This is a genomic window from Chryseobacterium sp. NRRL B-14798, assembly GCF_050470705.1.
In the GTDB taxonomy this organism is placed as follows: Bacteria; Bacteroidota; Bacteroidia; order Flavobacteriales; family Weeksellaceae; genus Chryseobacterium; species Chryseobacterium cupriresistens.
Window position 1 is genome coordinate 2,391,782 of sequence record NZ_JBFLUL010000005.1, and the last position, 11,999, is coordinate 2,403,780.

The 11,999-nt window shown below is 35.6% G+C and carries 13 protein-coding genes; all 13 read left to right on the forward strand.

Features of this window, described 5'->3' with window-relative positions:
- Positions 1 to 140 precede the first annotated feature (140 nt).
- The 13 genes from AB1278_RS11205 (at position 141) to AB1278_RS11265 (ending at position 11,965) form a co-directional block, all read left to right on the forward strand.
- Complete coding sequence (locus tag AB1278_RS11205) at positions 141 to 1,499, forward strand: hemolysin family protein (RefSeq protein ID WP_110010266.1); 1,359 nt, start codon at positions 141 to 143, stop codon at positions 1,497 to 1,499.
- Between the two features lie 10 nt (positions 1,500 to 1,509).
- A complete protein-coding gene (locus tag AB1278_RS11210; RefSeq protein ID WP_099049883.1) occupies positions 1,510 to 1,815 on the forward strand; it encodes an ATP-dependent Clp protease adaptor ClpS in 306 nt (101 codons plus the stop codon).
- Positions 1,816 to 2,025: 210 nt separating this feature from the next.
- Complete coding sequence (gene udk / locus AB1278_RS11215; RefSeq protein ID WP_002979122.1) at positions 2,026 to 2,640, forward strand: uridine kinase; 615 nt, start codon at positions 2,026 to 2,028, stop codon at positions 2,638 to 2,640.
- Positions 2,641 to 2,643: 3 nt separating this feature from the next.
- A complete protein-coding gene (locus AB1278_RS11220) occupies positions 2,644 to 3,000 on the forward strand; it encodes an FtsB family cell division protein (protein WP_002979124.1) in 357 nt (118 codons plus the stop codon).
- Positions 3,001 to 3,104: 104 nt separating this feature from the next.
- Complete coding sequence (locus tag AB1278_RS11225) at positions 3,105 to 4,268, forward strand: methylmalonyl-CoA mutase family protein (protein ID WP_202840697.1); 1,164 nt, start codon at positions 3,105 to 3,107, stop codon at positions 4,266 to 4,268.
- The gene (locus tag AB1278_RS11230; protein ID WP_429814320.1) at positions 4,268 to 4,708 is read left to right on the forward strand and encodes a DinB family protein; all 441 of its coding nucleotides are present in this window, start codon (positions 4,268 to 4,270) and stop codon (positions 4,706 to 4,708) included. The genes AB1278_RS11225 and AB1278_RS11230 overlap by 1 nt, the downstream gene beginning before the upstream one ends.
- Positions 4,709 to 4,852: 144 nt before the next feature.
- Positions 4,853 to 6,013, forward strand: a complete 1,161-nt coding sequence (locus tag AB1278_RS11235) for a class I SAM-dependent methyltransferase (protein WP_429814323.1) — start codon at positions 4,853 to 4,855, stop codon at positions 6,011 to 6,013.
- A 140-nt stretch (positions 6,014 to 6,153) separates the two neighbouring features.
- Positions 6,154 to 6,429 carry a hypothetical protein gene (locus AB1278_RS11240; RefSeq protein WP_429814326.1) on the forward strand — a complete coding sequence of 92 codons (276 nt, stop codon included), beginning with the start codon at positions 6,154 to 6,156 and terminating at the stop codon, positions 6,427 to 6,429.
- 157 nt (positions 6,430 to 6,586) lie between these two features.
- Positions 6,587 to 7,966: a dipeptidase gene (locus tag AB1278_RS11245; RefSeq protein WP_429814329.1), complete on the forward strand. Its 1,380-nt coding sequence runs from the start codon at positions 6,587 to 6,589 to the stop codon at positions 7,964 to 7,966.
- A gap of 209 nt (positions 7,967 to 8,175) precedes the next feature.
- Positions 8,176 to 9,096, forward strand: coding sequence for a T9SS type A sorting domain-containing protein (locus tag AB1278_RS11250; RefSeq protein ID WP_429814332.1), 921 nt, complete (start codon positions 8,176 to 8,178; stop codon positions 9,094 to 9,096).
- Between the two features lie 211 nt (positions 9,097 to 9,307).
- Positions 9,308 to 10,231, forward strand: coding sequence for a T9SS type A sorting domain-containing protein (locus AB1278_RS11255; protein ID WP_429814335.1), 924 nt, complete (start codon positions 9,308 to 9,310; stop codon positions 10,229 to 10,231).
- An 80-nt stretch (positions 10,232 to 10,311) separates the two neighbouring features.
- The gene (locus tag AB1278_RS11260) at positions 10,312 to 11,019 is read left to right on the forward strand and encodes an SDR family oxidoreductase (RefSeq protein ID WP_202840690.1); all 708 of its coding nucleotides are present in this window, start codon (positions 10,312 to 10,314) and stop codon (positions 11,017 to 11,019) included.
- Positions 11,020 to 11,218: 199 nt separating this feature from the next.
- A complete protein-coding gene (locus AB1278_RS11265; RefSeq protein ID WP_047429867.1) occupies positions 11,219 to 11,965 on the forward strand; it encodes an electron transfer flavoprotein subunit beta/FixA family protein in 747 nt (248 codons plus the stop codon).
- Positions 11,966 to 11,999 lie beyond the last annotated feature (34 nt).

Below are 11,999 nucleotides of genomic sequence, written 5' to 3' on the forward strand. Positions count from 1 at the left end.
TTTTTTTTATTTGAAAATAGCGGTATTTTATTGTGTCACTTTCTGTTCCGAAAATTCCTCCATCGAAATAATCTATCCCGGATTCAGGTTATTTTTATTTTACATATCTTTGTACCTAATAAAATTTATACAATCTCTAAATGGACTCGGACATAGTCAGGCTTTTGCTGGCCTTATTTCTTGTTTTACTCAATGGCTTCTTCGTAGCCGCAGAATTTTCAATTGTTAAAGTTCGTTACTCTCAAATTCAGCTAAAAGCTGCAGAAGGAAACTCTATGGCTAAGCAGGCAGAACATATTATCAAGCATCTTGATGAATATCTTTCCGCTACACAATTAGGAATTACATTAGCATCCCTTGCCCTTGGTTGGGTGGGAGAAAGCGCCTTGCACCACGTGGTTGAAAGCCTCTTTCATTCGTTTAATATAGACTTGACACAAACAACGATTACCACCATTTCAGTGGTGACCAGTTTTGTATTGATTACCATCATGCACATCGTTTTCGGTGAGCTTATTCCAAAATCAATCGCGATCAGAAAATCTGAAGCCACTACAATGGCAACAGCAGTTCCGTTGAGAGTTTTTTACACGATTTTTAAACCGTTTATCTGGTTGATGAATTCCATGTCAAATGGTTTCTTAAGACTTGTGAAAATTCACCCGGCTTCGGAACAGGAAATTCACTCTACAGAAGAACTTCAGCTTTTGGTAAAGCAAAGTGCAGACAGTGGAGAGATAGAAGAAGAGAACTATGAGATCATCAAAAATGCATTTGATTTTACAGATCATTCTGCAAAACAGATCATGGTTCCAAGGCAGAATATTACCTCTATTGATTTTGAAGAAGATATCAATGATATTATCAACAAAATAATGGATAGCGGTTACTCTCGTATTCCAGTTTATATTGATTCTATTGATAATGTGATCGGAATTTTCTACACAAAAGAAATTATAAGAGAATTTGTGAAGAGAAAAGGAGATCTTGATCATGAAGATCTTAAAGACTTAATGCGTGACGCCTTCTTCGTGGTGGAAAGTAAAAAAGTTTCAGACTTACTGAAGACTTTCCAGCTTAAAAAACAGCACATCGCCATTGTTATTGACGAATTTGGTGGAACTGAAGGAATTATTACACTGGAAGATATTCTGGAAGAATTGGTAGGAGAAATTCAGGATGAAGAAGACGATGAAGAAAAAATCGTTGATAAAATAGCGGATAATACCTATTGGGTACAGGCTACACAGCCTTTGGAGGAAATCAATGAATTCCTTCCCAGAAAACTTCCTCTTTCCGAAGAAAGCGAGTACAACTCACTGGCCGGATTTATTCTTTATGAGCTCGAAGAAATCCCTGAAGAAAACCAGGAGTTTGATCTTGCAGACTATCACTTTAAAATTCTGAAAATGAATAACAAGAGTGTTGAACTGGTGGAACTTGTTTATCAGGAACCTAATGCGATTGATAATCTGGCAGACAAAATAGGAGAAGTTTAAAAGAATAAAAATGAATTTTTATAACAGCATAAAAGATTACGAAAATCCAAAACGTCAGTACGAAGAAGAAGTACTTGTTCTGGATGATACGGATGAAGTTTATAAACTGGTACTGCATAACGATGATATCCATACATTTGATTATGTGATAGACTGTCTGATCGAAATATGCAAGCATACGCTGGAACAGGCTGAGCAATGCACAATCCTTGTTCATTACAAAGGCAAATGTACCGTAAAAACAGGCTCAATGGATGTTCTGAAGCCTATGCATGAAAAATTAATTTCGCGCGAATTAACAAGCGAAATCGTATAAAATAAAAAACCGGCAAATGAATTGTCGGTTTTTTTTATTAAATCCCAAAAAGAAAGTTGAGTAATACCAATTAATCATAAAGACCTGCCGGTTTCCGGAATGTATTTTAATCTTTAAATCCTTTAATCTTTTAATTTCTCAATACTCTTACATTGTCATATTTTATCTAAAATAGTATATTTGTACCAACTATAAAGAAACAAAAAAACAATGCTTGTAATAGGAATTGCCGGTGGTACAGGATCCGGCAAAACTACAGTTGTTGATAAGATACTTCAGCAGCTTGATATTGAGGGAATGAATATCCTCTCTCAGGATAATTATTATCACGACAACCAGGGTCTTACATTGACGGAAAGAGAAGCTCTGAACTACGACCATCCGAAATCAATAGACTTTGACTTACTGATAAAACATGTAAAAGCTTTAAAAAACAATGAGCCGATTGAACAGCCGATTTACAGCTTTGTTACACATTCCAGAACAGGAGATCATGTCACTGTAGAACCTAAAAACGTATTGGTAGTAGAAGGAATTCTTGTTTTGACCAACAAAGAATTGCTGAAAGAATTTGATCTGAAGGTATTTGTTCATGCAGATTCTGACGAAAGACTGATCAGGAGGATCAGGAGAGATACCCAGGAAAGGGGAAGAGATCTGAGCGAAGTATTGCACCGTTATCAGACCACATTGAAACCAATGCACCAGGAATTCATCGAGCCGTCTAAAAATGAAGCCGATCTTATTATCCCCAATATGAAACAGAATTCCGTAGCCATTGATTTTTTAACTACTGTTATTAAAAACTCGTTGAAAAAACATTAAAAAATGGAAGAAAACAACCTTATCAAAGACATTCAGCCGAAATCTGAAACATTCAAACTTATCCAGAAATATGTTTTGAACAAGTATACCATTACGATCTGTCTGTTTTTGGTATGGATGATTTTTTTCGATAAAACTTCATTTCTTGTTATTAATGAACTGAATGGTGAGATTCATAAATATGAAGAGCAGCTGGATTATTATAAGAAAGAGTACGAAAAAAATGATGCTTTTTATAAGAAACTGATGAACAACAAGTCAGAAAAAGAAAAATACGCAAGAGAAAATTATTTTATGAAAAAACCGAATGAAGAAATTTTCATTTTGGTGGTAGACAGCACAAAAGTGGCTAAAAAGTAATAAAAGTTGAATAGAATTACGTTAATGATGAAATTAACTTTTAGTTTTTAAAAATTCACTTGCAAAGCAAAATTCACCATTAACAATTCACAAATAAAAAACTAATGTCAAATACAGATATACTTTCAAACTGGGAAAACCTGGTCAAAAAACAACTTAAAACAGAGGATATTTATCCCATTTTAGAAAAACAGAATCTGGAAGGAATAGAAGTGAAGCCTTTTTATACTGAAGTTCAGAAGCCTTTGGTAAACCTGCCAAGAGTTGAAGAAAGTACCCATCTGGTTGCAAGATACCACGAAAGTCTGGAAGAAGAAGTATTTGCATTTATGCTGGATCAGAATGTAGAAAATCTGGATCAGAAAACCATTTTTGTGAATAATAAAGATCTTGCAGGGCACATCAGTCCTAAAGAAGAAGACCAGTATTTTTCACTGATTGATGTTTTTAATGAAAAAGAAGGAAGTATTGATGATCAGCTGGTAAAAGAATTACTTTCAAAAGATTTTAAAAGAAATATCTGCGTAGATATCTCACTGCATCAGAATGCCGGAGCTGCCATCTATCAACAGCTTGGAATTGCCCTTGCGAAAGCTAAGGAGTTAGCAGAAGTGTATGGAGCTGAAATTTTAAATAAATTGATTTTCAGAATAGCTGTAGGAGGAAGTTATTTCTTTGAAATGGCTAAGCTGAGAGCTTTTAAGATTATTTTCAACCAGCTTTCAAAAGAATACGGACTGGATGTAGTTCCTTACATCTTTGCTGAAACTTCGTTACGAAATAAAGCTGTTTCAGATAATGAAAACAACCTGATCCGTTCTACCCTGGAGCTTGCTTCTGCCATGATTGGCGGAGCAGACGCTGTTTTCTCCAACAATTATCTTGTAGACAGAAGTACGGATAACTCGGAAGAGATCTCTTTCAAGCAACAGATTGTTCTGGCATATGAAAGTATCATCAACGTATTTGAAGATGCTTCCAACGGAAGTTATTATGTTGAAGATATTACCCGGCAGTTTGCAGAAAAAGCATGGGCTTTATTTGTTGAAATTGAAGAAGCAGGAGGATATCTTGAGCTGTTGAAACAGGGAGCTATTCAGAAAAAAATCTATGATCATGCGATTGAAGAGCAGCAATGGATTGAAGAAGGTAAAATAAAGCTGATCGGAGTGAATCTGTACCCTAAATTAGACGTTAAAAAGTCTATTACGGATCTTTACAGCGAAAAAGAAATAAAAGCCGTACGCTGGGCTGAAATGTTTGAGTAATGAAAGAAAAACTGATAGATTTATTTGAATATACCCATCATTTCAACGCTGAGATGATTAAAGTTATTTCTGAAAACAGAGAGCTTATTAACGATAAAACGGTCAGTTTGATAAATCATACCTTTAATGCACAACAGATCTGGAATGCCCGGATATTGGGAGAGGAAACCTTTGAAGTATGGCAGATCAATCCCTTTGAATCCCTGGAGGAGATTAATCATAAGAATTTTCTTAAAAGTATTGACATTATCAGTAATCTTGATTTGGATAAAAGAATAGAATATCAGAATTCAAGAGGAACAAAGTTTGAAAATACCATTTTTGAAATGCTTTTTCATGCAATAAATCATTCTACCTATCATAGAGGGCAAATCAATTCTTTGCTTAAACAGAAAGGTATAACACCGGTATTGACTGACTATATTTTTTATAAAAGATAATTTTAAGATAGTGATACTTTGACTCCGCTTAGTATGACACGGTTAATTATACTGTCTTAATCTCTCAATAGTAAATTAGGCATTTAGCATTAGCATTGTCATGCTGAGCGGAGTCGAAGCATTTTAAACACATGAATATAAGTAGTGGCAGAATCTGTGGGAAATAAACTGTTAAACAAAGACGTTCAAAACTATATCAATGCAAATCTAAAAACAGATCTGCACTCATTATTACTAAAAAAATCCCCTTTTCCTGAGGTTTCCATGCATGAAATTGTACAACAGATCAAAGGAAAACAGGTGGCAGAGAGAAAATTTCCGTTTCTCTTAAAAGAGGGTATTCTCTTCCCACCACAGCTTAATCTTGAACAGTCTTCATCAGAAAAAACAGCGCTTTATAAATCAGGATTTCTAAAAGGAAATAAATTCATTGACCTTACAAGCGGTTTTGGGATTGATGCCTTTTATCTGTCTCAAAATTTTGAGAATGTCACTTTAATAGAGCAGAATACAGAGCTTTTAGAGATTGTTGAAAATAACTGGAACATCCTGGGCTGTAAGGCAAAATTTGTCAACAGAAAACTCGAAGATTTTCTGGATGAAAATCAGGAATATTTCGATGTTGTTTATCTTGATCCGGCAAGGAGAGACCAGCAAAAGAACAAAGTTTTTCTTTTAGAAGACCTGTCACCTGATATTCTTGAAATTCAGGGAAAATTACGGGCTATTTCCGGTCAGGTAGTTGTTAAACTGTCACCTCTTATTGATCTTAAATATCTTGTCTCTGTGCTGCCCGGTATTACAAGAATTGATGTTATTGCCCTCAAAAATGATGTGAAAGAAGTTGTCGTATTTCTCTCCAACGAAAATACGGATAAGATCATCTGTAATTGTGTGAACCTTGAAAGCGGAGAAGAGACTTTTACATTCAGATTTGGGGAAGAAGAAACTGCAGAATCGGAATATTCTGAACCAGAAAAATACATTTATATTCCCAACCATTCTATTTTGAAGGCGGGAGTCTTTAATTTGATTTCCCTGAAATTCGGATTGAAAAAACTTCATCCCAACAGCCATCTTTACACTTCCACTGAAAAGATTGAAAATTTTCCGGGAAGGATTTTGGAAATGGAATCTGTTGATTCTAAAAGTATTAAAAAGAAAGGGCAGTTTAATATCATTGCAAAAAATTACCCTTTAAAACCTGAAGAAATCAAAAAGAAATACGGTTTAAAAGACGGAGGAGATCAGTATCTTATTTTTACCCAATCCAAAAAAGGGAAAATAATATTAAAATCAGTATAAAAATGTTGCCGAAAAAAGCAGGATTTCTTACTTTTGGGCAATCAAAAATTGAAGCATGTAATCGCTTGCTGTTTGGAGGGTCAGAATAGATTAAAAATAGCGCGGTTCCATATTACTTTTTAAAAAAAATAATTTTACATATGAAAAAATTAGTTATCTGTTTAGCGATTGCAACGGTAGCGGTAAGCTGTAAAAAAGTTCCACAAGGAGGAAACAAAGCTACTTTGAAACTTGAAGAAGGAGTAGAAAGATATTCTGACGCTCCTCAGGGAGAAGCTCACGGACATGAAGCTGCTGCAGCAGAGCATAAAGAAGAAGCTCCTGCAAAACCTGAAGAAGCTGCTGCTCCAAAAACAGACAGTACTGCTGCTGCAAAATCTGCTGAAGCTGATAAAGCTCCAAAAGCTGAACATTAATTAGAAGTACAAAATATATAAGTGCCCTGTTTCTGCAGGGCATTTTTTTATTAAAAAGAGGGCTATGGGGTTCATTAGCATTAGATTGGGAAAATCCTTTCTTTTTGTTTGTCCCTGCCAGGCATTTTTTTTAATTTTAACAAAATAAATTTTTACAATGCAAGAGACATTAAATTACATCAATGAAAACAGACAGCGTTTCGTGGATGAATTATTTGAGTTATTGAGAATTCCTTCTATTTCTGCGGATCCGGCGTATAAAGATGACGTTTTGAAATGTGCAGATGTAGTAGCGGCACACCTTAAGAATGCTGGGGCTGACAATGTTGAAGTTTGCCAGACAAAAGGATATCCAATTGTTTTCGGGGAGAAAATTTTAGATAAAAGCTTACCTACAGTATTGGTATACGGACACTACGATGTTCAGCCGGCAGATCCGTTGGAATTATGGACAAAGCCACCTTTTGAGCCTTATATTGAAAAAACTGAATTACACCCTGAAGGAGCTATCTTCGCAAGAGGTTCTGCTGATGATAAAGGACAGTTCTTCATGCATCTGAAGGCTTTTGAAGCCATGATGAAAACCAATGCTCTTCCTTGCAATGTTAAATTTATCTTAGAAGGAGAAGAAGAAGTGGGTTCTGTAAGCTTGGGAGACTGGGTAAATGAGAACAAGGAGAAGTTAGCTTGTGATTGTATCTTAATTTCCGATACCCATATCTACAGCAATGAACAACCTACTGTAACAACTGGTTTAAGAGGTTTAAGCTATGTAGAAGTAGAAGTGGAAGGTCCAAACAGAGACTTGCATTCAGGTCTTTATGGTGGAGCGGTTCCAAATCCTATCCATGTTCTTTCAAGAATGATCGCTAATCTGATTGATGAAAACGGTCATATCACTATTGATGGGTTCTACGACAATGTTGAAACAGTTTCAGATGCTGAAAGAGCTGAAATGAACAAATTGAAAGACAATCCGGAAGAATTCAAGAAATCAATCGGGTTAAGCAATATCGAAGGTGAAAAAGGATATACTACTCTAGAAAGAACTTCTATCCGTCCTACTTTAGACTGTAACGGAATCTGGGGTGGTTACACAGGAGAAGGTGCTAAAACTGTAATTCCTTCAAAAGCTTTTGCTAAAATTTCAATGCGTTTGGTTCCTTACCAGACTCCTCAGGAAATCACGGAAAAGTTCACGAAATATTTTGAAAAAATCGCTCCGGATACAGTAAAAGTAAAAGTGACTCCTCACCATGGAGGAATGCCGTATGTTTTACCAACCAATACAAAAGAATTTGCTGCTGCGAAACAGGCAATGGAATCTGCGTTTGGAAAAGAGGTGCTTCCATACAGAGGAGGAGGAAGTATTCCGATTACCGCCATGTTTGAACAGGTGTTAGGGGCTAAGTCTGTATTAATGGGCTTCGGGTTGGATTCTGATGCGATCCACTCTCCAAACGAACATTATGGATTGTTCAATTTCTATAAAGGGATTGAAAGTATTCCATTGTTCTTTGAGAATTATTCAAAGTAATTGATCAATAATACGATATCATAAGGTATTTCTGGAAAGAGATACCTTATTTTTTGCTTTATATTATCCTGTTATCAACTGCTGGCAGAGTCTTTTTAAGAATTTTAAAAATTAAATTCACTGAAAATAAAAGGGTTAATTTTTATTTGCAATAAGTTATTTCACTATTCATTGAAAGTTTATATTTTTAATACAAAACTTGATTTACTATGAAAAAATACTACTCAGTTGCAATTTTGCTATCTTCAATATGCATTTTAGCTCAGCAGACCATTTCCTTTGAGTCTAATGAAGGGTTTAACACCGGAGATATCAATGGGCAGACAGGCTGGATCAGTACTCCCACAGGAGGTATACCGCAAAATGTTACCCATCAGACCATCAGCATGGATAAAGCCAGTGATGGTAGCCGTTCCCTTAGAATCGTAAAAGAAAATACATATGGAACTCAGAATGATCCGATCATAGGAGGGTTTTATAATCTTCCGGCACCGTTGGCTTCCAACAATTTTTCTGTATCATTCGATATCAACATGTCGCAGTTCAACGGCTCTGATTTTGGTTTTCAGGGTGTAAACAGTATTGATGACCAGTCTGTGGTGAGATTGGATTTTGAAAAAACAGGATCGGTAAAGATTTTAAACACGGTTTCAGGTATACAGAATCTGATTTCCCTGCCTTCAATCTGGATACCTAACACCTGGTTTCGGTTAAAAATAGTAGGAAGTGCCACAGATGTGCGGTATTACCTTAATAATGTGCTGATCTACACAGGAACAGCCGCCAATTCTTTAAATATAGACCAGCTTCGTTTCGTCCATAATAATTCATTGGGATTAGCTTATATTGATCATATCAAAATTAATAGTGAACTGGGGGTAATGGCGGTACATGATTCTAAAGAAAACACTAAGGAAATTGCGGTTTATCCTAACCCCGCCCATGATTTTATCAATATTAATACAGTTGCCAAAGTAAAAAGTATTGACCTCTATGACGAGACAGGAAAACTCATAAAGACGGAAATAAACAACAATAAAATAGAGGTAAAAGGCTTAAGCGCAGGAATATATAGTGTCAATGTTAAAACCGAAGGAGGAAATTTTACAGAAAAAGTGATCATCCGCTAAATTATTTCTTACCTCTGGAAACATGGGATCTTTTTAGCGTTTTAATGTATTCATGGATGATTTTTCGGCATTGATATTCTTTCTTGGATTTAATATCTTTACGATTTTTGATTAAAAATATTATGTTAATTCGTTAATATGTGTAAAAAATTAACGTGTTTTGTTTTTTAGATTTAAAACGTATATATTTGCTTGAAACTAAAAAAATATCATGAAGAAACTTTACATTTTCGCAATTTCGTTGATTTCAATATCATCTTTTGCCCAGCAGACCATTTCTTTTGAAGCCAGTGAAGGATATACAGCAGGGAACATTAATGGACAGCAGGGTTGGGTTACTACCAATGATGGAGGAGTACCGCCGGTATATATAACAACCCAATTGGTGTCATCTGAAATAGCAAGCCAGGGATCAAATAGTTTTAAAATCACTCCGGATCCAGCGTATGGGCCGCAACAGAGCCCGGTAATGGGTGGCTTTTATACCTTTACGACACCCCTGACATATAACAGCTTTACACAGTCATTTGATGTAAGACTTACCCAAAAAAGTACATCCAGTTCAGATTTTGTTTTTAGAACAGTAAGTACAACAGGAGCTGGAGGAATTGTTACCTATATCGATTTTTCTTATGACGGAAGTATTTTACTCGCTACAGCAGGATCCGGTAATCTGGTTAATACCAACCAGACCTGGAATGCCAATACCTGGTACAGGGTAAAAATAGTTTCTACGGCTACAGGAATCCAATATTTCCTGAACGATGCTCTAATCTATACAGGACAGCCATTCAGTAATAATAATATTAACAGAATGGATTTTGTACATGACAACTATGGAGGTTCGGCCTATATCGATAATATTAAAATCAATAATGAAGCAGCGTTATCTACGAAAGATGCCGTTAAAAATGATGTGAAACTGTCCATCTATCCAAACCCTGCTACTGAGGTTATAAAAATCACAACTCCTAACAAAATTAAACATGTTGAAGTATATGATATGTCCGGAAAAAGAGTGGATGCAACACTCAATGGCGATCAGGTAAACGTTAGAAATCTATCTGCCGGAGCTTATTTATTGAATGTGGAAACAGAAGGAAGAAACTTTACAGAGAAGTTCATCAAAAAATAATTACTGATAAATCTTAGTATCAGCAAAACGCTCCAATTGGAGCGTTTTTGTTATTTTAGAGAATTAAAAATTTTAATCATATGTCAGATCATAAAACAGCTTATATAACAGGCGGAACCAAAGGAATAGGTTTCGGGATTGCGAAAATTTTACTTGAAAATGGTATTTCTGTAGCATTTTCAGGAAGAAAAAGAGAAGATGTGATGAAGGCGGAAGAAGAACTTAAGCAATATTCAGAAAATGTTTTGGGAATTGTTTCTGATGTAAGAAGCTTGGAAAGCGAACAGGAAGCTGTAAAATATACCGTTGAAAAGTTCGGAAGGCTGGATTATGTTATTGCTAATGCAGGATTAGGGATTTTTAAGCCCGTAGATGAACTTACCGCAGCAGAATGGAATGATATGATAGAAACCAATCTTACAGGGGTTTTCTATACTTTAAAAGCCTCTGTAGAAGAGTTGAAAAAGACAGAAGGCTACTATATTACCATTTCCAGTCTTGCAGGTGCCAATTTCTTTGAAAACGGAACTGGATACAATGCTTCCAAATTCGGAGTGGTAGGTTTCACTCAGGCTGCCATGATCGATTTAAGAAAATACAATATTAAATCTACTGTAATTATGCCTGGATCAGTAGCCACTCATTTTAATGGAAATATTCCGTCTGAAAAGGACAGTTGGAAGATCCAGCCTGAAGATATGGGGAATCTTGTACTGGATATTTTAAAGATGAACCCAAGGGTTTTGCCGAGTAAAATAGAGTTTAGGGCAACAAAACCAGCGAAGTAACTACATCTAATGTATTGAATAATAATTTAATAAGTATTATGCATGCATAATATATTTTTTATTTATATTAGCAAAAATTAATTCAAACAAAATCTCTGCATAAACTGTCATGATTTTATGCGCCAAAAGGGAAAAAATAAAATAGCACACATGAAACCTTAAGGTTACATATGACCAATAAAAAAATTAAGAACAACATATGAAAATATTAGTTTGTATTAGTAGTGTTCCGGATACTACTTCCAAAATTAACTTTACAGCAGACAAATCTGCTTTCGACAAAAACGGAATTCAGTGGGTAATTAATCCTCTAGACGAATTTGCGTTGACAAAAGCGGTTAAACTTCAGGAATCTCAGGGAGCAACAGTAACGGTAATCAACGTAGGTGATGCTGCTACAGAACCTGTAATCAGAAAAGCTTTGGCAATTGGAGCTAACGATGCTGTAAGAGTAAATCTTGACCCGAAAGACAGCTATTCTACAGCAAAAGAAATTGCAGCTGTAGCTCAAAACGGAGGATATGATCTTATCCTGTGCGGAAAAGAATCGATCGATTATAACGGAGGTTCTGTTCCGGGAATGGTAGCTCAGTTATTAAACCAACCTTTCGTAAACGCTTCTGTAGGATTAGACGTTAACGGAAGTGAAGCTACAGCAGTAAGAGAAATTGAAGGAGGAAAAGAAACTATTTCAGTAAAATTACCGGCAGTTATTGCAGGTCAGAAAGGATTGGTAGATGAAAAAGATCTTATCATCCCAAATATGAGAGGAATTATGTCTGCAAGAACAAAACCTTTGCAGGTAGTAGAGCCTTCTTCCTCAGAAGTAAAAGTTCAGGGTGTATCTTATGACAGCGTTCCGCCAAGAGCTGCTGTGAAAATGGTTTCTCCTGATAATCTGGATGAATTGGTAAGATTACTTCACGAAGAAGCTAAAGTAATCTAATCTTTAAATTTTTCAATCTTTAAATTTTAAATGT

Bases quoted from the DNA above. Each gene is read 5' to 3' on its own strand.
- udk (WP_002979122.1), top strand. From the start codon at position 2,026: ATGCTTGTAATAGGAATTGCCGGTGGTACAGGATCCGGCAAAACTACA.
- AB1278_RS11245 (WP_429814329.1), top strand. From the start codon at position 6,587: ATGCAAGAGACATTAAATTACATCAATGAAAACAGACAGCGTTTCGTG.
- AB1278_RS11220 (WP_002979124.1), top strand. From the start codon at position 2,644: ATGGAAGAAAACAACCTTATCAAAGACATTCAGCCGAAATCTGAAACA.
- AB1278_RS11205 (WP_110010266.1), top strand. From the start codon at position 141: ATGGACTCGGACATAGTCAGGCTTTTGCTGGCCTTATTTCTTGTTTTA.
- AB1278_RS11255 (WP_429814335.1), top strand. From the start codon at position 9,308: ATGAAGAAACTTTACATTTTCGCAATTTCGTTGATTTCAATATCATCT.
- AB1278_RS11265 (WP_047429867.1), top strand. From the start codon at position 11,219: ATGAAAATATTAGTTTGTATTAGTAGTGTTCCGGATACTACTTCCAAA.
- AB1278_RS11260 (WP_202840690.1), top strand. From the start codon at position 10,312: ATGTCAGATCATAAAACAGCTTATATAACAGGCGGAACCAAAGGAATA.
- AB1278_RS11250 (WP_429814332.1), top strand. From the start codon at position 8,176: ATGAAAAAATACTACTCAGTTGCAATTTTGCTATCTTCAATATGCATT.
- AB1278_RS11225 (WP_202840697.1), top strand. From the start codon at position 3,105: ATGTCAAATACAGATATACTTTCAAACTGGGAAAACCTGGTCAAAAAA.
- AB1278_RS11230 (WP_429814320.1), top strand. From the start codon at position 4,268: ATGAAAGAAAAACTGATAGATTTATTTGAATATACCCATCATTTCAAC.
- AB1278_RS11240 (WP_429814326.1), top strand. From the start codon at position 6,154: ATGAAAAAATTAGTTATCTGTTTAGCGATTGCAACGGTAGCGGTAAGC.
- AB1278_RS11210 (WP_099049883.1), top strand. From the start codon at position 1,510: ATGAATTTTTATAACAGCATAAAAGATTACGAAAATCCAAAACGTCAG.